The sequence below is a fragment of the Paenibacillus sp. MER 180 genome (assembly GCF_023713665.1).
GTDB lineage: Bacteria > Bacillota > Bacilli > Paenibacillales > Paenibacillaceae > Paenibacillus_B > Paenibacillus_B suaedae.
Genome location: NZ_JAMAVT010000007.1, coordinates 1 through 19777 on the forward strand (window position 1 = coordinate 1; position 19777 = coordinate 19777).

General features: G+C 45.4%; 18 protein-coding genes. 13 read left to right on the forward strand and 5 right to left on the reverse strand.

The features are described 5' to 3' along the window. Window positions 1-236: 236 nt before the first annotated feature. Entirely contained in the window at window positions 237-623 is a 387-nt protein-coding gene (locus M3661_RS13150) for a hypothetical protein (RefSeq protein WP_065293783.1), read from the reverse strand. 571 nt (window positions 624-1194) lie between these two features. Here M3661_RS13150 and M3661_RS13155 point away from each other — a divergent pair. Next, window positions 1195-1908 (forward strand): NPCBM/NEW2 domain-containing protein, encoded by a 714-nt coding sequence (locus M3661_RS13155; protein ID WP_251485693.1) that lies wholly within the window; start codon window positions 1195-1197, stop codon window positions 1906-1908. Window positions 1909-2063: 155 nt separating this feature from the next. Here M3661_RS13155 and M3661_RS13160 read toward each other — a convergent pair whose 3' ends face one another. Further along, window positions 2064-2693, reverse strand: a complete 630-nt coding sequence (locus M3661_RS13160; protein ID WP_251485696.1) for a hypothetical protein — start codon at window positions 2691-2693, stop codon at window positions 2064-2066. Window positions 2694-2802: 109 nt separating this feature from the next. Next, window positions 2803-3456 carry a hypothetical protein gene (locus M3661_RS13165; RefSeq protein ID WP_065290225.1) on the reverse strand — a complete coding sequence of 218 codons (654 nt, stop codon included), beginning with the start codon at window positions 3454-3456 and terminating at the stop codon, window positions 2803-2805. 640 nt (window positions 3457-4096) lie between these two features. On the opposite strand from M3661_RS13165, the gene M3661_RS13170 reads away from it, so the two are divergent. From M3661_RS13170 to M3661_RS13195, 6 genes are all read left to right on the forward strand, one after another. Next, a complete protein-coding gene (locus M3661_RS13170) occupies window positions 4097-4858 on the forward strand; it encodes an N-acetylmuramoyl-L-alanine amidase (RefSeq protein WP_251485698.1) in 762 nt (253 codons plus the stop codon). Window positions 4859-5156: 298 nt separating this feature from the next. After that, on the forward strand, window positions 5157-6857 hold the full coding sequence (locus M3661_RS13175) for a peptide-binding protein (protein ID WP_175400462.1): 1701 nt from the start codon (window positions 5157-5159) through the stop codon (window positions 6855-6857). Window positions 6858-6973: 116 nt separating this feature from the next. Beyond that, window positions 6974-7942 (forward strand): ABC transporter permease, encoded by a 969-nt coding sequence (locus tag M3661_RS13180; RefSeq protein ID WP_065290222.1) that lies wholly within the window; start codon window positions 6974-6976, stop codon window positions 7940-7942. Beyond that, window positions 7939-8919 (forward strand): ABC transporter permease, encoded by a 981-nt coding sequence (locus tag M3661_RS13185; RefSeq protein WP_065290221.1) that lies wholly within the window; start codon window positions 7939-7941, stop codon window positions 8917-8919. The genes M3661_RS13180 and M3661_RS13185 overlap by 4 nt, the downstream gene beginning before the upstream one ends. Then, window positions 8886-9893 carry an ABC transporter ATP-binding protein gene (locus M3661_RS13190; RefSeq protein WP_251485700.1) on the forward strand — a complete coding sequence of 336 codons (1008 nt, stop codon included), beginning with the start codon at window positions 8886-8888 and terminating at the stop codon, window positions 9891-9893. Before M3661_RS13185 ends, M3661_RS13190 begins: the two co-directional genes overlap by 34 nt. After that, window positions 9890-10888 carry an ABC transporter ATP-binding protein gene (locus M3661_RS13195; RefSeq protein WP_251485702.1) on the forward strand — a complete coding sequence of 333 codons (999 nt, stop codon included), beginning with the start codon at window positions 9890-9892 and terminating at the stop codon, window positions 10886-10888. Before M3661_RS13190 ends, M3661_RS13195 begins: the two co-directional genes overlap by 4 nt. Before the next feature lie 163 nt (window positions 10889-11051). Here M3661_RS13195 and M3661_RS13200 read toward each other — a convergent pair whose 3' ends face one another. Next, the gene (locus tag M3661_RS13200) at window positions 11052-11390 is read right to left on the reverse strand and encodes a L,D-transpeptidase (protein WP_021256264.1); all 339 of its coding nucleotides are present in this window, start codon (window positions 11388-11390) and stop codon (window positions 11052-11054) included. A 528-nt stretch (window positions 11391-11918) separates the two neighbouring features. Here M3661_RS13200 and M3661_RS13205 point away from each other — a divergent pair. The 3 genes from M3661_RS13205 (at window position 11919) to M3661_RS13215 (ending at window position 15167) form a co-directional block, all read left to right on the forward strand. Continuing rightward, window positions 11919-12620 carry a response regulator transcription factor gene (locus M3661_RS13205; RefSeq protein ID WP_251485704.1) on the forward strand — a complete coding sequence of 234 codons (702 nt, stop codon included), beginning with the start codon at window positions 11919-11921 and terminating at the stop codon, window positions 12618-12620. Beyond that, window positions 12617-14059: a sensor histidine kinase gene (locus M3661_RS13210; protein ID WP_251485706.1), complete on the forward strand. Its 1443-nt coding sequence runs from the start codon at window positions 12617-12619 to the stop codon at window positions 14057-14059. The genes M3661_RS13205 and M3661_RS13210 overlap by 4 nt, the downstream gene beginning before the upstream one ends. A gap of 133 nt (window positions 14060-14192) precedes the next feature. After that, window positions 14193-15167, forward strand: a complete 975-nt coding sequence (locus M3661_RS13215) for a diaminopimelate dehydrogenase (RefSeq protein WP_021256261.1) — start codon at window positions 14193-14195, stop codon at window positions 15165-15167. A 170-nt stretch (window positions 15168-15337) separates the two neighbouring features. Here M3661_RS13215 and M3661_RS13220 read toward each other — a convergent pair whose 3' ends face one another. Next, a complete protein-coding gene (locus M3661_RS13220; RefSeq protein ID WP_251485709.1) occupies window positions 15338-16351 on the reverse strand; it encodes a LacI family DNA-binding transcriptional regulator in 1014 nt (337 codons plus the stop codon). 403 nt (window positions 16352-16754) lie between these two features. Between M3661_RS13220 and M3661_RS13225 the strand changes: the two genes are divergently transcribed. From M3661_RS13225 to M3661_RS13235, 3 genes are read left to right on the forward strand one after another with little or no spacing between them, the layout of a single operon-like run. Further along, entirely contained in the window at window positions 16755-18065 is a 1311-nt protein-coding gene (locus M3661_RS13225; protein ID WP_044354161.1) for an ABC transporter substrate-binding protein, read from the forward strand. After that, window positions 18065-18946, forward strand: a complete 882-nt coding sequence (locus tag M3661_RS13230) for a carbohydrate ABC transporter permease (RefSeq protein ID WP_044354159.1) — start codon at window positions 18065-18067, stop codon at window positions 18944-18946. Before M3661_RS13225 ends, M3661_RS13230 begins: the two co-directional genes overlap by 1 nt. Further along, window positions 18933-19772, forward strand: a complete 840-nt coding sequence (locus tag M3661_RS13235; protein ID WP_044354158.1) for a carbohydrate ABC transporter permease — start codon at window positions 18933-18935, stop codon at window positions 19770-19772. Before M3661_RS13230 ends, M3661_RS13235 begins: the two co-directional genes overlap by 14 nt. Window positions 19773-19777 lie beyond the last annotated feature (5 nt).

Genomic DNA, 19777 nt, shown 5'->3' on the forward strand with positions numbered 1-19777 from the left:
AGATGGCGATCCACCTGGATCGCCTAGAAAGACGAGGATAACCACCAGGGGTTCTCTTTTCATCCCTAGAATGCAAAACAAAAGAAACCCTGTGCCTTTAAAAAGACAGGGTTTCTCAACAATCTGAGGCTGCCGTATTGGCAGCCTATTTGAGTTATGGTAGTCATTATTTTCAACGCTAAGCAGGTTCTTGTTCTGTTTATTCCTTTGAGATACTTACATGAACCTTCCAAAGACTACAGAGATACGTAAATTGAAGTGGGACCTGCCACAAAGGTATTCGTTGTGCCCCAAGCAAGCTGATTTCCGTTTGACCCAACAGCTCTAATTTCTATTCTGTAAGCGGCGAATTCCTCCATCCCGACATCTCTGCCTGTAACACCCTGACTTCCCCACTCAACCAAATTTCCGTTTTTATACACGAAATACTCATAGCGAGTTGCGCCAGAAACATTTCTCCAAGAAACATTAGCGAAGAAGTAAGACGAAGCGGAAATCGATTCAGGATTAACAACACTTGTGGCTGCCGGTGCAGGAGCTTGAGTGCTTTCTTGGGCAAAAGCTGGAACAGCGGCAGTAAGTAAGAGAGCGGTCGTAAGTAAGGTTACAAACGTTTTTTTCATAGTTTGGCACACTTCCTTTTCAATTTTTCAACTTTAAGTCCATTATGTGTAATATTCTTCCAGGTGAATCTATATTACCATTAATGGTAATAAAAGATGAATGATACAAATTACCTATTTTGTGGGTCTATTTATAATTTGTGGATATCAACGAGTGGATATCCGCGACCATCGCCCCGAAGGACTAGGTCTCGGCAGGTATCTCTCCAGCCATCTTTAGGCGGTAAATCATCTCTTTTTAAGTGACATTGCTAGTGTTATTAAGCTAATAAGAAGTGTTGAATTGTAATAGTTAAGGTGATAGTTTACATTCGCAATCCCTCCTAAGAGGGGCTTTTCCCCATTTTAGGAACAATAGGAACTCCGTATGCTGAATAAATGATTTTTGTTAAACAAGAGGGTATTCGTCGCATAAGTGGCAATACGTTTTTTATTTTATTAAGTTATGTAGTAATACTCTATTTGACAAAATAGGTAGATATTTTGGGAGAATGTGCAGGAATATAGTGGTATATATCGAAGTTATGTGATTGGTCATTACATGCTAAGAACATAAACAGGGGAGAACTGAATGATGAAGGAGAAACTAAAAGGCCTACTAATGGGAGTAGTAATTGGGGGTCTGCTATTTGGTACAGCGGCATTTGCTGCTAGCACGGCAAAAATTGAAGTCTCGTTTGAAAACATAAAGTATATGTTCGATGGTGTTCAGAAAGTTAGCACAGAAAATGCGATTCTCTATAAAGGGCAGCTATATGCTCCAGTGAAATTCGTTGCTGACGCTTCGGGGAAAGAATTTTCGTATGACGGGAAAAATAAAACAGCCTGGGTTGGTAAAAAAGAAGGTTCGTTTAAATATTTATCTGATGTAAATTATGCAAGAACGGATGGCCCTAGTGGTTCAAGCGTTCATTTTAATCAAAACCCTTACAGCAATAAAATTGAAATTGCAGGAGATAAATTCCAAAAAGGAATTGTTTTTAATCTTAGCTTTATGAACAACAAAAGTACCTCTATTGACTATAACTTAAATGGAAAGTATAAAAAGCTGTCAACTTTTATTGGCGTAGATGATGAAACGAAAAATTCGAATAGAGTGGTTACCTATCGCTTTATTGGTGATGGGACAGAATTGGATTTGCTTGAAAATGTAAAGGGCGGAGATAACCCTAATCCTGTAAAAATTGATGTGAGTGGGGTACTTAAGCTTCAAATTGTGGCGGAACCAGGAAATGTTTTCGAGTCTACGTGGGCAGCACTCGCAGAGCCTAAATTGTTTCAGTAACATGCATAAATGATACTTTATCAATCTTAACAGAATTAATAAAAGAGAGGGTCATCGAATAGCATTTCTCGTTGACTCTCTCTTTTTTGAATGACCTGATTTCTCAGTTCAGCGGATTGCAGAAGCTAGCGGTGTTTTACCTAAGCTCAAAGATACTATTTCTTAACAGGCGTAAACACACCATTATGATAGGTTCCAAGATCATAGTTGTGGATCGTAATGGTATGCGTAAGCTCATTCCATTCTGGTGCAACGGCATCCATGCTGTACATTTCCAGACACCACTCATATTGATCTCGCGCTGCTTGCATGAACGTGGTTACAACATTGTTCAATTCCTTATCAGATAAAGTGAACTTCCCAGACCCCGCATATTTATTATTAAATTCGGGCTGAGTGCGAACGTCTATGGTCGTGCCGCTCGTTCCTTTGCGATAGACGATATCGTCGAAGTAGATTTTATCCAATATCAAATGATCGGATACGACGTTTTCCTCCATGTCATGTTGAATATTTGCATACAAGAGATTGTTCTGCAGTTGATTGATCGTAAATCCCTGTTTGCTGTTGTCTCTTTTTAGTTCCTCATAGTCCGCTTGCAATTTAGAGAAGGATTGCTGCAGCTTCTCTGTGGCTTCGTTGACATTATTGCTGTGTACCCATGCGTAGATAGATATGGCGATTGCACAGCAGGTTGCAAGTATAGAGATAACTACAATGCTGGAAGAAAGGAATCCTCCATTGGCTGTAGACTCCGATTGCTCAAGGATCCACTTGTCATCCATTTCTGTTTTCTCCTATCATGTAACTTCCTTTGTGAGATGACTGATTTCGATTACAGGAAAAAACCCGTAGGACAGCTACGGGCGCATAAATCGATATCATGATCTATAATTAATTTGGAACTTCATTGGTGACTACTATGAGGTGGGTGAACGTCCCGCCAACCTTGTTATCAACTTCCATCCGTCCCGTTACTAGCCCAGAAATCGTAACCTCGTCGCCAACTTCGATATCTCCGCTTGGAACAAGACTCAAAAAGTCAACAATGACTTCATCTTCGGTGACAATAATAATCTCCGAACGAAGAGGAACTTCATCGCTAGGTGGATAATCGGTGACTAAGCTCACTACACCAGTGAATTTTACTAATTTCCCATAATAATCCCATGGAGTCTTATGTACCTTAGCGGGTACAGCTTTCCCGGATGCTGGAAGCTTCTTGCCAGTCAGCAGCAAGTCCGCTGCAAACTCTATATTTCCATTTGTCTCCGCATCTACATCGGTTACGTTCCAAGTTGTATTGGCCTCAGACTGTTCCGTTTCTGCGGCTAGAGCTGCTTCCTCAGCAGCTTTTTTTTCTGCTGCTTCTTTATCTGCCTTTTCTTTTTTTAATTTGTCGGCTTCTGCTTTTAATTTTTCATTCTCTTCTTTTAGTTTCTGCTGCTCAACAGCTGATTCTTTCGGAGCACTTGCGTCTTTTCCACTGCAAGCAGTGAGCATCATGAAGCTGGAGGCGATTAGTAAAATGATAGCTAATTTCTTCAAGCGTGCATCTTCCTTTCGTTATTCCCTTGAAAAGGGAGAGTAGCGCCGAAGCAAGTCGCTAGACTTATTCGATTCTATGAGTCAATTGTACCATCTTCCATTTCTGGGGCGAACTTATTTAATGTTTATTTCACTATAAACTGGGAATACACATTCAATTTCTAACCTATTTTCTATCGATTCGACATTAATATGAAGGAGTGATGATAGGCCTTAGTACAATTGGCCTTGTCGGCGTTAGCAGCAGAAGAACTTAAAGCTGTTTATTGTAATGTGTCTCGGACAAGCTACAAGCCGCATGTATGGATGAATCAGCAGAAAATTTTATATTGATTATAATTTGTGAACCGAAATAGTAATGTTGTGAACAACTAGCCTAATACATAACAAGAGAAAACAAGCTATATCAGCCGGACAATTGCCAGAGCCAAACTTCTATGAAAGTACGTATGCTTTACTATAGAAGATTTGCGACGGCATTTCTAACTTAGGGTGATTCTCCTATATACAATCCAAATGTGGCAATGATCCAAGCGGCGTTCAACTCCTTTGAACGCTTTTTGGTGATAGATCAGCTCTCGCAGCATGCATGGCAAGTCTTCTAGGAGCAACACATTATGCAGAAGCGAGATGATGAACCATGAGCATCGCCATTCAACAACGTCTGATTCCAGATGGCAGTCCGAACAAGCCGAGCAAGCCTATGACACCTCAGTGGATTACGATCCACAACACGGACAATACAAGCGGAACAGCGGAATCGCACGCGCGCTACTTGTTAGATGGAAGCGGTGGGAGACAAGCATCATGGCACTATACGGTGGATGACAAGGATATTTATCAGCATCTGCGTGATAATGAGCAGGGATGGCACGCGGGCGATGGCAATGGGCCTGGCAACACGACAAGCATTGCTATTGAGGTATGCATGTATACGGGCATGAATCAAGATGTGGCTTGGAATAACGCAGCGTGGCTCGTGGCAACACTGATTTTGCGCTATAAGCTTACGATCGATCAAGTTGTCCCGCATAAGAAATGGTCAGGCAAGCAGTGCCCTTCGCAAATTCTCCCGTACTGGAGCCAGTTCATTATTTTAATTAAGGGGCAAGTACAGCAATTTCAAAATGGAATTCGCATTCTAGTCAATGGACAAGAAGCAGCGCAGGGAATAATGAAGGAAAATGTCGTATACGGTCCGATTCGTGATATAGCGTCAGCATTGGGTCTTTCTGTTGGATGGGACAATACGAAGAAGGTCGCGTATCTCAACAATATTTCTCAGCCAAATAGCATCATTCTGAATGGCAGTGCCTATGTACCTGTTCGAGCAATTGCCGAATCCATAGGGGCCAGCGTCACATGGAATGGAACGGAGAGAATTGTCAGCATCCAGCGCTAGGATACGAGTGAATGGGATCGCGGAAGATTGGCGTGCGTATCCCATATACCATAGGTTAATTTATTGGGGTAAAGTGGTAAAGGGGCGAATATCGCCTCTTTTTTCTTTCTATAATAGTCTTTTTAAAGAAAGTAATCAGTAAAATGAAAAATATAATTGCGAATTATAAATATTTTCCATCATTTTACTACCTGTAGTCTGATTCAAATGATACAATGTCTAGGAAAATATATCCTTCACAAAAAAATCGAAAATGAGAGAGGGGAATTATGTGGCAAAAAAGAAATGGATGTCATTTATGCTGCTCTTGGTACTAATGGGATCGCTGTTATCAGCGTGCGGTGGTTCAAGCACAACGACCAATCCGCCGAAGGATGAGCCCAAAAATACCGAACCAGCGAAAACGGAAGAGCCAGCGAAGGAGAATACGGCTCAGACCCCGAAAGATGGAGGTACAATCACGTTAGGTACCTTCTCGGATATCGTATCGACAAGTCCAATCTTCACGAGTGACACTTCCTCAGGTGACGTAATCAACTTGATTTTTGCCAGTCTGTATGACCTTGACCGTCAAGCGAACGTAGTCGTTGAGCCTTGGTCTCTCGCCGCTGAACCTCCTCAAATCAGTGAAGACTCGAAGACCTACACGGTAAAATTGAAGCCAGAAGCCAAATGGAGCGACGGTCAACCCGTAACAGCCGATGATATCATCTTTACCATTAATACAGTCCGCAACCCAGAAGCAGGCTCCCCAGCAATTAGCCAGTTCGAACATGTTGAATCGGTAACGAAGGTCGATGAGCACACTGTTCAGATCAAGTTAAAGCAAGTATATGCCCCATTCCTCTACTCTCTTAGACTTCAACCAGTGCCATATCACATCTTGAAGGACGTTCCGATTACAGAATTGAAGAAGCATTCATACGGTTCCAAGCCAGAGCAGACTGTAACGAACGGTCCTTGGAAATGGGTAGAATGGAAGCAAAAGCAATATCATAGCATGGAAGCAGACCCGAATTACTGGGGAGCGAAGAAACCTCACATCCAGAAAGTCATCTACAAAATCTACGCAGATCAAAATACAGAAGTGCAAGCTCTCATCAAGGGAGATATTGACTCCGTATCCGCGATTCCAGTCACTCAACTCGCAGCTGTTCAAGCTCGCGACAACCTCAAAGTCATCTTGGCACCAGGACCACTCTACGAATACATGGGCTTCAACTTTAACAAAATGAACTTCGATAATAAAGAAAGCTTCTTTGCTGGACAGAAGACAAGACAAGCGATTGCTCATGCGCTTAATCGCCAGGGCATGGTCGACAGTATCCTTAAGGGAACAGGTAAGTTGATGAACTCGCCATTCTTGCCTGGCTCATGGGCTGATCCAGTTGAAACTGCAGTAGTTTATAACTATGATGTGGAATTGGCGAAGAAGCTGCTGGCTGAAGACGGCTGGAAGGCTAACAATGACGGCATTTTGGAGAAGAACGGCGTCAAATTCTCCTTCGAACTTCAATACAATACAGGGAACAGCCGCCGTGAACAGGTTGCTGCTGTTATCCAACAGAACTTGAAAGATATCGGAATTGAAGTAAAGCCTAGAGGCATTGACTTCGCTGCTTGGCAAGAGCAGAACATTAATCCAGGAAAATATCAAGCAGTTTTGGCGGCATGGTCATTAAATGATCCGGATCCGAACGCGGAGAGCATTCTCTCCTCGAAGTTCTTCCCGCCGAACCAAAACTCGGGTTGGTATAAAAATGAAAAAGTCGATCAATTGTGGGTAAAAGGCTACTCTGTCGCTGATCAGAGCGAGCGTAAGAAGGTTTACGCAGAGATCGGTAAAGAAATCACAACGGATCTTCCTTATGTATTCTTGTATCAATATGGTACACCACAGGGCTTGAACCCTCGTGTGAAATATGCGGAAGAAGACAGACCTGAACCAGGACTCGCATATGGATACATGTTCCGCATGATCAACTGGTGGGTAGAATAAGATACCCAGCACAGTTTGAATATGTATGATGAGGGGAGGGGGTTGCTTGCCCCTTCCTCTTTTATATGGACGTGCTTATACATGAACTCACACGATACGAATTAGGAGGATTTCCTATGACGGAGTACCTGATCCGCCGTATACTACAGTCACTCTTAGTGCTGTTTTTGATCTCCATTGTTACCTTTGGACTCATTCATGCAGCACCAGGAGGTCCGACGCAAATCTTTCTGTCGCCGGGACTGTCTCAGGAAGCGGGTAAAATACAAGCGAAAAATCTTGGCTTGGACAAGCCAATTCATATTCAATATATCCGCTGGGTGGGCGGCCTGATGAAGGGTGATTTGGGGAAAACCTTCAAGAATAACCTTCCAGTAGGTGATATACTCTGGCCGACAGTGAAGAATACTGTTGTTCTGATGAGCGTTGCATGGCTGCTCTCCTTAATCATTGCGATTCCCTGGGGGATATACAATAGTACGAGAGAGTATGGATTATCCGATCAGACAGCTTCATTAATCTCTTATGTTGGGTTTGCAATGCCGACATTCTGGTTCGGTATTCTATTGCAGAGTTATTTTTCTATTAAGTTGGACTGGCTGCCCTTATCCGACATGTATTCGATGGGGAAAGAGGGCGATATTCAGGATTTATTCATGCATCTTATTCTGCCTGTAACGGTTCTTACATTAGGTTTCTTGGCTTCTTATGTGAAATATTCCCGATCCAGTATGCTTGAGGTGCTAGGACAGGACTACATTCGAACAGCGAGAGCGAAGGGGATGAAGGAGAGAAGAGTCATTGCCCGTCATGCTCTGCGGAATGCACTCATCCCGATCATCACAATTCTTGGCTTGGATCTGCCAATTCTCATTGCGGGAGCAACCATTACGGAGAGTGTGTTTAACTGGCCGGGAATGGGGCGGCTGTTCGTAGATATGGCGGTGTCACGGGAGTATTCAGTTCTCATGGCGATTACTCTTATTACAGCGGTTATCGTCGTTATTGGTAACTTGATTGCGGACATTCTGTATGCCATTGTTGATCCGCGCGTACAATTGGGCAGAGGGGGCGTGTCGTCATGAGTACAGCGAGTTTGCAGGATGCTCAGCTCGAACCGGATAAGACCCGTGAGATAGGCCCTCATAAGTCGGAGAAGCCGACAAGTATGACTTTAATGGCATGGAAGAAATTTATGAGCAATCCATTTGCAGTGGTTGGAGCCATCGTACTATTATTCTTTGTCGCCATTGCTGTATTTGCCAAATATATTGCCCCATATGACCCAGCAGCGATCGATATGCTGAAGTCAAGTTTGCCATCGGGCAGTCCTGGTCATCCACTTGGAACGGATGAATTAGGAAGAGACATCTTGTCACGGCTTATCTATAGCAGTCAAGTGTCGTTATCAGTCGGCTTTTCTGTTGCATTTATCTCTGTTGTCATCGGTACGATCATCGGCTCGATTTCCGGATATTTCGGCGGATGGATCGATACGATTTTCATGAGATTTGTTGACGTTATGAACTCTACTCCAACCTTGTTCCTGAACATCTTGGTACTCGCCATCTTCGGCGCGAAGTTCAGCTACATGATATTAATTCTGAGCTTTACAAGCTGGATGGGCTCGGCAAGACTTGTAAGGGGAACATTCCTGCAACTGCGTGAGATGCAATATGTGGAGGCGGCAAAGGCGATCGGTGTGTCCAGTTGGGGGATTATCGGCAGGCATTTGCTTCGCAATGCCACGGCTCCTATTATCGTAAACGCTACCTTAATGGTAGGCGGGGCAATCCTTGCTGAGTCAGGATTATCTTATCTCGGTTTAGGGGTACAGCTGCCTGATACGAGCTGGGGATTGATGCTTAGCAACGCACAGCAATTTATGCTTGTCGATCCGACGCAAGCGCTTTATCCTGGAGCATGTATTTTTATTGTTGTGCTGGCGGTCAATTTTATTGGGGACGGCATCCGTGATGCATTTGACCCGCGCAAGAAAGAGAAAATTCCACGTAGGAGGGTGCAGCAATGGCGGGAAAACTTCTTGAAGTCCAAAATCTGACCACAGGATTTGTGACAACACAGGGCATTGCGAAGGCAACAGATCGAATATCTCTTAGCGTGGAAAAGGGCAAGACACTGTGTATCGTAGGGGAATCCGGAAGTGGTAAGAGTGTTGCCTCAATGTCGATTATGCGATTGATCGACTATGCAGGCGGAACCATTTTTGAAGGCAGCATTCACTACAATGGTGTAGATCTAACAAGCAAATCGCAAAAAGAAATGATAAAGGTCCGCGGTGAGCAAATCGCGATGATCTTCCAGGATCCGATGTCGGCGCTTAACCCGGTATTTACAATAGGGGATCAAATTGCGGAAAGCTTGCAGCTTCATTCGGAAATAAGCAAGAAGGCAGCATGGGATCGGGCGATTGAAATGCTGCGCATGGTTGGAATTCCTGATCCGGAAATGCGTGCGAAGCAATATCCGCACGAGATGTCAGGCGGTATGCGGCAGCGTGTCGTTATCGCGATGGCACTTATATGTAAGCCAGAGCTGCTTATTGCAGATGAGCCGACTACCGCGCTGGATGTAACGGTTCAGGCACAAATTCTTGATCTGCTACAGCGCCTTCAGCAGGAGCTCGGCATGGCCATTGTGCTGATTACCCATGATATGGGCGTGGCTGCGGAGATGGCTGATCGCATTGCGGTTATGTATGCCGGCAAGATTGTGGAGGAAGGAAGTGTTGAAGAAATATTTGATCATCCTTCCCATCCTTATACAGTGGGTCTCCTGCAGTCGATTCCAGGCTTGGAAGGAGCCAGAGGCGAGGAGTTATACACGATTCCGGGAACAATCCCGAGTATCAACAACCTGCCTTCGGGCTGCCGCTTCAATCCACGCTGCGCGAAGGTGGAGGAGAAGTGTCGGCATCACGAGCCTGTTCTGGGGGAAATCCGGAGTAATCATCAGGTGGCATGTTGGCTGTACGACAGCAATAATGACGAACAATCCGAGGTGAAGCGCGCATGATGGATCAATCATTGATTGAAGTTCGCAACCTGAAGAAGTATTTCCCGATCAAGACGGGTCTCTTCAACCGGGTAGTTGGTCATGTTAAGGCTGTAGACGATGTTACCTTCAGTATTACCAGAGGGGAAACGTTCGGTCTCGTCGGCGAATCGGGCTGTGGCAAATCAACGCTAGGCAGAGCTATTCTTCAATTACAGAAGCCAACAAGCGGAGCTGTATTCTTTGACGGGAAGCAGATACAAGGGATGAATACGAAGCAGCTGCGGCTGATGCGGCAGGATATGCAGATTATTTTCCAAGATCCGTTCGGTTCCTTGAATCCCCGTATACACATTCGGGATATAATTGGAGAACCGCTTCGTGTGCACCATAAGGCCTCTTCCAGCGAAGTCGATAAGCGTGTAGTGGAATTGATGGAGTTGGTCGGATTGGATCCAGTTCGACGCAACCGTTATCCGCATGAATTCTCAGGTGGTCAGCGCCAACGGATAGGCATTGCTCGGGCGATTGCACTTAATCCTAGCTTTATCGTAGCAGATGAAGCCGTCTCGGCGCTGGATGTGTCCGTTCAATCCCAAGTGCTGAACCTGCTCATGAAGCTGCAGAAGGAACTAGGACTGACCTTCCTCTTTATTGCGCATGGTCTGAATGTGGTACGCCATATTTCTGATCGTATCGGGGTCATGTATCTGGGGAGATTAGTCGAAGTGGCACGCACAGAGGATTTGTTTGCGAATCCTAAGCATCCGTATACGGCGGCCCTGTTGTCAGCGATTCCAAGACCGAATCCGCACTATAAGAAGGAGCGAATTGTTCTGCAGGGAGATGTGCCATCTCCGGCGAACCCGCCTTCGGGGTGCCGGTTCCATCCACGATGTGCCTTCGCTCAAGAGAAGTGCCGGCTCGTAGCGCCGGAGCTGGAGACGGTTGGCTCAGACCGGCAAGTGGCTTGCCACTTCCCGTTGGAAGCAGCTCCAGCATCGATCTTGGCATAATAGAATATACCCATAAAGGCCGGGCCAATGTACCGTGTGGTTATTATGGCATTGTGGGGGACTTATATAATGCTTCTTTCTTGCTGCGACATGAGAACACGCTTCTCTGCAGCAGGAAAGAGGCTTTATTCTTTTTTCGATGCCTGATTTAATGCTGTCAATGTTATGGACGTATGGTCACTCTTGTATGGATGGGGACAAGAGCTGCTAATTGGAGGACATCCTCATTGTACATGCGGATACAGCCGTGAGATACGTAGTGCCCAATGGAGGAAGGATCATTCGTTCCGTGAATGCCGTAATGGGGCTTCGACAAGCCCATCCAGAAGACGCCAAATGGGCCGCCCGGGTTCGGCTCTTTGTTAATGATCGTATATTCCCCTGTAGGGGTTTGGGTTAACATCTTGCCGACGCCCACAGGATATTCCCTTACAACGACATCTCCGTCCAGTAGGTATAACCTGCGATCAGACAGATCGACAATAATTCGATATTGTGGCATATCGCCCAACTCCTCTTGATCAGCATATGCGATAGCAGGAATGGGGGTTCATCGAATGAATAAGCGTACAGTGGAAGTGCCTGTCGGCGGTTCACAGTACGCTTATTCTGATTCATGTCGTCTTATTGTATCGAACTCATTGCTCTATTGAATCCATTGCATTATTGAACGATTCTGGCTTATTTGCCCTGTGTGAGAGAGTTGCATTAGACTAGATATGATGACTGCTATAAGAAAATCATGACGTAGAAGTGCAACTAAGCGGGGGCAACGGTGTTTAACAGAGTAACTATTAATGCGGATCGTATTTCATATTGATCATATTTAATAATGATCATAATCAATAGATATCACAATCAATAGAGATCATAATCAATAGGGTTCATATTTAATAGAGATCATAGTTACCGAAGGAAATTGAGATAGAAAGCGGTGATAAGGCAACGTAGCAATCGTCACTCATTTACATAGTCGAAGAAAAGGAAATCATACAGGATTGGAATTTTGCCACCAAAGGGGAACAAAGGCATGGAACGGGCTAACATATTGCTGGTCGATGATGAGGAAGAAATGACGGTGTTCGTACGTGATTCATTGGAGGATGACGGGTATTCGGTACGCACGGCACACAATGCGGATCAGGCGCAGCGGCTTATTACGGAACAGTCGCCCGACCTAATTGTACTCGACGTTATGATGCCTGGCACGGATGGAGTGGAATGGTGTAAGCGGGTTCGAGAAGCGGTTGCTTGCCCGATTCTATTTGTCAGTGCGAGGGTGAGTGAAGCAGATCGTATATACGGTCTAGCGGCAGGGGGCGATGATTATATTAGCAAGCCATTTAGCATGCGTGAGCTGAAGGCGCGCATTGAAGCGCATCTTCGAAGAGAACGACGCTATGTGCGGCAGCAGGATAATCATGAGCAAGTACTCATATTTGGAGCATTTACAGTGGATGTGAAGGGGATGGAGCTTCGTTATGAAGGCAAGCGATTGCCGTTAACAAGCCGGGAGTTCGCGATCGTAGAACTGCTTGCTCTCCATCCGGGACAGGTATTTGCACGCGAGCATATTTACGAACAGGTATGGGGTATGGACGCCCTTGGAGATGATACGACAGTTACGGAGCATGTGAAGAATATTCGGGCGAAGATGGCAGCAGTTCACACGCAATCGCGCTGGATTGAAACCGTATGGGGCATCGGCTACAAATGGAAGGTGCAGGAATGAGCATGCACTCCTTTAAACGTCAGTTTATTACATACTTTGTATGGGTAATCGGTGCGAGTCTGGCACTGACGATTGTTGTATGGGGAGCCTTCATATGGATGCAATCGTATGACGACGGCGTGTTCAGACCTGCCAATTACTATGAGAAGCAGATTCCGCCCATACGCAAGTTAGTAGAATCAGAAGGGGAACGCTTGCTGGATAAGGAAAATCAATCGCTCATCGAACGATTAGTAGATGAGAAGGGGATACGTTACGCAGTTGTTGATCGAACAGGTCAATATAGATATGGATCGCTGCCTGATCCGAACATACGTGGTGGGCGCGAACTGATTTCCCTACTCAATGCAAGCGGGATGACGGGAATGGGGCGTGCTCGCAACGTATTGCCTGTCGTCAATCAGTCAGAAGAACTGCAGGGAGCTGTAGTCATCAACTACACACTTTCTGTTGGCGTTACTGTGCGATCGAAGCTAGGCCCTTACTTCGGACTGTTAGTCATCGCGGTCTTATTTTCACCTTTTCTATTTGTCATTCTATTTGCATGGCTGTTCGGTCGAAGGTTCGGCCGCAAGCTGAGCCGCCCCATCGAGGAATTAATAGAGGGCACGAGACGGGTTCAGCAGCGGGATCTGGATTTTAGCTTCTCCTATGAAGGTACTTCTGAAATGGCTCAACTCATGAAGGCATTCGACGAGATGAGGCGGGAGCTATATTTGTCTCTGCAACGCGAGTGGAAGATGGAGCAGCGGCGGCGCGAGATGGTAGCTGCGCTCGCACATGATCTGCGTACCCCGCTCGCAATCGTGCAAGGTCATGTAGAGGGTTTGCTGGATGGTGGAATGAATCGTCCGGATCGTCTGCAGCGATATTTGACGACGATTGATAAGAATACAAAGCGGGCCATTCGCCTCGTGCAGGAAATGAATCAGGTGTCGGAAATGGAGTCGCCGCAGTTCCGTTTGAACCGAAAGCCAGTAGAGATGAATCGATTTATGGAAGAGGTCGCACAGGATATGCAGCAGCTGTGCGCGGAACAGCAGATTGAATTCCATTGCATCCCACCTGCAGATCAACAAGCAGATGGAGCGCTGCTTCTCGATGGGGATCGTTTGAGACAGCTTATGGACAATCTGCTCGCTAATTGCCTTCGCTTCACACCTTCAGGCGGCACAATTACGTGGAAGGCGGAATGGAAAGTGCATGAGTTGGAGATGTCGATTACAGATACGGGAACTGGGTTCCCAGCACATATGCTGGATTCCGTATTTGATAAGTTCGTTCAAGGCGACGCATCACGTTCGCAATATCAAGGGCATGCCGGACTTGGGTTGTATATGGCGAAGCTCATTATTCGTAAGCATGGTGGGGGCATTCAAGCAGCGAATACGCCTGAAGGAGGGGCACGTATCACACTCAGTTTCCCATTACGTAGATAGCAAAAGAGTTGACAGCTGAAGAGCAGTAGCAACAGAATGCAACAAGTATAGCGAATAATCTATGTCATTTTGTGCAAATCTACTTTATATATTATACTAGTCCATGATTTTAGAAATAGAGAGGAGCAACCTCATGTCATCTATTCGTATAGGTATTGTAGGTTACGGTAACTTAGGCAAGGGCGTAGAGAAATCGATCCGCCAAAATTCAGATATGGAGCTCGTTGGCATTTTCACACGTCGCAGCCCAGAATCCATACAAGCAGAGGTTCCTGTCTTTTCACTCAATGATGCGGAATCTTACAAAGATAAAGTAGATGTAATGATTTTGTGCGGAGGTTCTGCAACGGATCTTCCAGAGCAAGGTCCTGAGCTTGCACGTATGTTCAACACGGTGGATAGCTTTGATACACATGCACGTATTCCTGAATATTTCGCATCTGTCGATGAAGCTGCTCAAGGAAACGGACATGTTGCAGTTATCTCGACAGGTTGGGATCCAGGCTTGTTCTCCTTAAACCGCTTGTTGTTCGAATCTGTTCTTCCAGAGGGCAATGAATACACATTCTGGGGACGTGGCGTGAGCCAAGGTCACTCCGATGCAATTCGCCGTGTAGAGGGCGTTAAGAACGGTGTACAATACACAATTCCTTCCGAGGAAGCTGTTGCGAAGGTACGTCAAGGGGAGAACCCTGAATTGTCCACTCGCGAGAAGCATTTGCGTGAATGCTTCGTTGTAGTAGAAGAAGGGGCGGACAAGGCTCGCATCGAGCAAGAAATCAAGTCCATGCCGAACTACTTCGCAGACTACGACACAATCGTGAACTTCATCAGCGAAGAAGAGCTGAAGACGAATCACTCTGCAATGCCTCACGGCGGTCTTGTATTCCGCAGCGGCGTGACTGGTGAAGGCACATCGCAAATTATGGAGTTCGGACTGAACTTGGGCAGCAATCCTGAGTTCACAGCGAGCGTTCTCGTTGCTTATGCTCGTGCTGTATATCGTCTGGCACAACGCGGCGAGTCCGGCGCGCGCACTGTATTCGATATTCCATTCGGCCTGTTGTCTCCGAAGTCTCCGGAGCAGCTCCGCAAGGAATTGCTGTAATAAGGTAACGTAAATAAGTCGGATCGAACCCTTGATATTTCGGGGCTATTCGTTAATAGGAAGGGGTTGTCCCAAGTCGCTCTAGACTTTTGGGACAGCCCCTTTTTATTCGAATGTTCGAGGCTGCTAGGAATAAGTGATGCCTTCCCCTTCTGCTACGAAGCCTTCGATTACCTCTTGGCAGAGGCTGTCGATTCGCGTACGATGAGCTTCGTTGGTAGCAGTAATTCCATATATGGCTCATGCTTGTGTTCCATGCGCCAGAAAAGTCGTTCGACAGCTTTGCGACCAAATTGGTTGAGATCAATCCCCATTGTGGTTGTCATCGGCGTAGCTAAACGAGACAACTGGCCATTGTCAAAACTGCAAATAGATATGTCTTTCGGCACTTGGAAGCCGAGCTGATGAAGAGTTGAGTTAAGGAGAAATCCAAGACCATCGTTAACACAAAACCAAGCAGTCGGTTGAGTACCTATAGACTTCATCGTCTGCATTACATATTTGGGTTCCTCGAGTGCATTCTTCACAATCCACTCCGGATTCGCGGCGATGCCCTTATCGTGAAGTGCTAATCGATATCCATCTAACCGCTCATGATAGCTCGGCGAGAAACTGATATTCCCCATAAAGCCGATATGCCGGTGCCCTAAATCGTATAGATGCTGAACGGCTTCGTAAGCGCTGAAGCGATTGTTTGTTAGGATGCAGTCCGCGTGAATAGCGGGATGGTGGTGATCAATGAGCACTGTCGGTATTCCAGTTGCAATAACCGCATTGGTATAAGATGTGCTGAGGTGTGATAAGATTATAATACCATCTACATCCTTATTTTCCAAAAAAAGAGGCAATACAAGTTCGCGCTCCGTTTCTTCATTTATGGATTGAATAAGCAGATGTTTGCTGCGTCTCCTCGTTTCCTGTTCTACACTCAAATATATCTCCCCAAAGAAACTTTTTTGCGCAAATGCGAAATCCGAAGCAATAAGTGCGATGTTGCCGGATTGTTCAGATAGCCGTTTCTTGCGTGCAGAAGGATACTCATAACCCATTCTTTCCGCTGTTTCAATAATCAGTCGACGCGTTTCTTCGCTGACGCCATCTTTCCCGGAAAGAGCTTGGGATACGGAGTTTTTTGAAATATGGAGAAAATCAGCAATATCCTGCATCGTTATTTTCGTTCTCATAAATAGGTTCGCCCTTCCTTTCATTCATTATCATAACTGTAAGGTATCAAAATATTTAAGAAAAACTTGAATGATTTTGTAATAAATAATCAATTCTAGCGAATAGATGGTTTATTCATGAGTTTGACTATATGAAATTATGCCAGAAATCAATCCAAAACAGTACAACATTACAATTTTTATTATAACGTTACAAAATATTTTTGTTAAGTTGAATAACTCATGTGAATAACGATGATTGTACATAATATCCATTGTTTGTAGATTGACAAGGGTATTAATTTGAATAATAATGTTAATACAAACGCTTTCATGTTGTTATTGTAACCTTATTTATTAACATTACAAAATATTTTGTAATGTTCCATTTGGTTATTACACCATCTACAGGAGGTTTGTTTCAATGAAAAAGAAACTGTCAGTATTGCTGATTCTTACGATGGTCTTCTCTCTCTTGGCTGCTTGCGGAAAAGGGGCAACGAAGGAAGGTGCAGACGGAGTAACGACGATTGAACTTTGGGCGGCACCGAATCCGCCACAGCAAGCTTACTGGATGGAAATGGCCAAGGAATATGAGGCTGTTAATCCGAAGATTAAAATCAATGTATCTGCCATTAAAGAATCGCCAAGCTCGGAAGCGAGCATTCAGGCGGCAATTGCAGGGGGGAACGCTCCGGCTATTTCGGAGAACATCAATCGCGGCTTCGCAGCTCAGTTAGCGAAGAGTAAAGCGCTTGTTCCACTGAATTCGTTACCGCAGTTCAATGATATCGTGTCGAGCCGCAATATGGAGAAAACGCTCGAGCCTTGGAAATTTGCTGATGATAATCAATACGTGCTTCCGATTTACTCCAACCCGATGTTGTTCGGCTGGCGCATTGACATTCTAAAGGAGCTTGGCTATAACGAGGCGCCGAAGACGTATAGCGAAGTGTTGGATGTAGCGAAGAAGCTGAAAGCGAAATACCCGGATAAATATGTATGGGGCAAAGGCGCAGATTTAGTGGATCCTACCCCTTGGAAACGCTGGTTCGACTTCTTTATGCTGTATAACGCATCATCTGACGGCAACAAGTTTATTGACGGCAACAAATTTGTCGGAGATGAAGCAGCAGGGGTCAAAACGCTGGAGTTTGTAGACAATCTGCGTAAAGAAAACGCAATTCTCTCGAAAAACGTAACTGATCCTTTTGAAACAGGAACAGGTATCTTTACGGATCTTGGACCATGGACATTCAACTATTGGGCTGAAAGATTCCCAGAAATGAAATTCAATGAGACGTATACGCTCACTCTTCCTCCCGTTCCGGACGGAATGAATCCTGCGGAAGCGAAGACGTTCTCTGATGCGAAAGGTCTCGTTATTTTCTCCAGTGTGCCGAAGGAGCAGCAGGAAGCGGCTGCCGAGTTCCTCAAATGGGTATACTCCGATGCGAAGCACGACGCGACATGGTTCGAGAAGACGAACTTGCCTCCGGCGCGCGACGATTTGGCTGAGTTGCCAGAATTCAAAAATATTATGCAAAAATCGCCTGGACTTGAATTGTATGCAAAATCCGTTCCGCATGGTGTTCCGGCAATCGACAACCCACGGTACAACGAATTACAGACAATTATTGGACAAGAGGCTTTCAACAAGGTAGTCAGAGGCGAAATCGATCCGAAGACTGCATGGGATAATATGAAAAAGGCAATTGAAGGGGAACTTCAATAATGGTTGATAAGCAAAATAATCGGTTGGGCTGGTTATTCACCAGTCCCTACCTCATTTATGGTCTTGTATTTTTCTTGGGACCGTTAATATGGTCCCTCTTTCTGTCATTCACGAACTGGGATTTAATCGCACCAGAATACGATATTGTCGGCTTTAAAAACTTCATTAAGGCTCTGTCATCGCCAGGTGTAGTATCGGCATTTTGGGTAACGTATAAATTCATGATTGTGTTTGTGCCGCTCGTTACCATAATGTCACTCGGAGTAGCCGTGCTTGTACAAGGATTGCCGAAGTTCCGCAGTCTTTATTTAATTGGCTTCTTTTTGCCGTACTTATCATCGGGTGTCGTGGCATCGCTTATCGTGAAGGGCTTCCTTTCCTTTAACAGTCCGGTGAATGTTTTTCTACGCAACAACTTTGGACTTGACATCAACTGGCTTGGCTCACCGCTATCGGCGCTGTGTCTCGTAGCGCTCATCATCGCTTGGAAATTTACCGGATATTATGCGCTTATTCTTACATCCGGACTCGAAAGCATTGATAAGGAAGTATATGAAGCAGCAGCGATCGACGGAGTTACGGATCGACAACGCTTCTGGAAGATCACGTTACCGTTACTATACCCTGCAATGTATACAACACTGATTTTGGCGTTTGGCGTTACCTTCGGTATTTTTACAGAGGTTTACCAATTGACAGGCGGAGGACCGAACTTCGCTACGAACACTTGGCAGATGGAGATTTATACCCAAGCGTTCAAGAACTTGCAGGCGGGCTACGCTTCCGCAGTTGCGATACTGGCATCTGTAGTTACGTTCATTTCAATTTTCATCATTAAAAAACTGCTGGAAACGTGGGGTAAACGAAATGGTTGGGTCTAAACAAAACAACAAATTCCGTTTGACGGTTCGTTACATCGTAGCAACGCTCCTGCTTCTGGTCATGGTATATCCCTATTTGTACATGGTATTAAACTCGTTCGCTGATTGGTCGCAGGTTGACCGAAAACTTATACCGGGCAGCTTCTCTCTGAAATCGTACGAGTGGCTATTTACCGGCGGTGAGTCTGGAATTGCTCGTCCATGGCTGAATGCTTTCCTGAACAGCGTGATCGTTTCGGTTGTATCGACGGCACTCATGATGCTCTTCGGCGTCATGGTAGCTTACGCGTTGTCGAAGCTGAATTTCAAGGGGCGGGACACAGTGAACAATTTCGTCTTGTTCCATATGTTCTTTCCGGCGATCATCCTGCTCATCCCGAACTTCCTCGTCATCCAGAAGATCGGTTTGTATGATACGTACTGGGCAATGATTATTCCCAAAGCGATCAGCCTATGGGCAATTTTCATGTATACGAACTTTTTCAAGGCAATTCCAACGGTATTCATCGAGGCGGCGAAGCTGGATGGAGCGTCCGACTTCAAGATTTTGTATCGCATCATGATGCCAATGTCGAAGTCGATTACTGCGGTTATCTTCTTGTTCCTGCTCATGGAGCGCTGGACAGAATTGCTGTGGGATATGATCGTTGTACGCAGTGACAATATGCTGACGCTGAACGTGCTTTTGTCACAAATGTTCGGCCCTTATGGCGGTTATCCAGGTCCGCTGTATGCCGCGTCGGTGCTGTTGACGCTTCCGATTATAATCATGTTCCTCGTGTTCGGCAAAAAGTTCAAAGAAGGTATGCAATTCAGCCTGAAGTAACCGTA

What these genes read in the sequence shown, in the direction of transcription:
- M3661_RS13150 (WP_065293783.1), bottom strand. Translation starts at nt 623, where the DNA reads ATGAAAAAAACGTTTGTAACCTTACTTACGACCGCTCTCTTACTTACT.
- M3661_RS13155 (WP_251485693.1), top strand. Translation starts at nt 1,195, where the DNA reads ATGATGAAGGAGAAACTAAAAGGCCTACTAATGGGAGTAGTAATTGGG.
- M3661_RS13160 (WP_251485696.1), bottom strand. Translation starts at nt 2,693, where the DNA reads ATGGATGACAAGTGGATCCTTGAGCAATCGGAGTCTACAGCCAATGGA.
- M3661_RS13170 (WP_251485698.1), top strand. Translation starts at nt 4,097, where the DNA reads ATGAGCATCGCCATTCAACAACGTCTGATTCCAGATGGCAGTCCGAAC.
- M3661_RS13175 (WP_175400462.1), top strand. Translation starts at nt 5,157, where the DNA reads ATGCTGCTCTTGGTACTAATGGGATCGCTGTTATCAGCGTGCGGTGGT.
- M3661_RS13180 (WP_065290222.1), top strand. Translation starts at nt 6,974, where the DNA reads ATGACGGAGTACCTGATCCGCCGTATACTACAGTCACTCTTAGTGCTG.
- M3661_RS13185 (WP_065290221.1), top strand. Translation starts at nt 7,939, where the DNA reads ATGAGTACAGCGAGTTTGCAGGATGCTCAGCTCGAACCGGATAAGACC.
- M3661_RS13190 (WP_251485700.1), top strand. Translation starts at nt 8,886, where the DNA reads ATGGCGGGAAAACTTCTTGAAGTCCAAAATCTGACCACAGGATTTGTG.
- M3661_RS13195 (WP_251485702.1), top strand. Translation starts at nt 9,890, where the DNA reads ATGATGGATCAATCATTGATTGAAGTTCGCAACCTGAAGAAGTATTTC.
- M3661_RS13200 (WP_021256264.1), bottom strand. Translation starts at nt 11,390, where the DNA reads ATGCCACAATATCGAATTATTGTCGATCTGTCTGATCGCAGGTTATAC.
- M3661_RS13205 (WP_251485704.1), top strand. Translation starts at nt 11,919, where the DNA reads ATGGAACGGGCTAACATATTGCTGGTCGATGATGAGGAAGAAATGACG.
- M3661_RS13210 (WP_251485706.1), top strand. Translation starts at nt 12,617, where the DNA reads ATGAGCATGCACTCCTTTAAACGTCAGTTTATTACATACTTTGTATGG.
- M3661_RS13215 (WP_021256261.1), top strand. Translation starts at nt 14,193, where the DNA reads ATGTCATCTATTCGTATAGGTATTGTAGGTTACGGTAACTTAGGCAAG.
- M3661_RS13220 (WP_251485709.1), bottom strand. Translation starts at nt 16,351, where the DNA reads ATGAGAACGAAAATAACGATGCAGGATATTGCTGATTTTCTCCATATT.
- M3661_RS13225 (WP_044354161.1), top strand. Translation starts at nt 16,755, where the DNA reads ATGAAAAAGAAACTGTCAGTATTGCTGATTCTTACGATGGTCTTCTCT.
- M3661_RS13230 (WP_044354159.1), top strand. Translation starts at nt 18,065, where the DNA reads ATGGTTGATAAGCAAAATAATCGGTTGGGCTGGTTATTCACCAGTCCC.
- M3661_RS13235 (WP_044354158.1), top strand. Translation starts at nt 18,933, where the DNA reads ATGGTTGGGTCTAAACAAAACAACAAATTCCGTTTGACGGTTCGTTAC.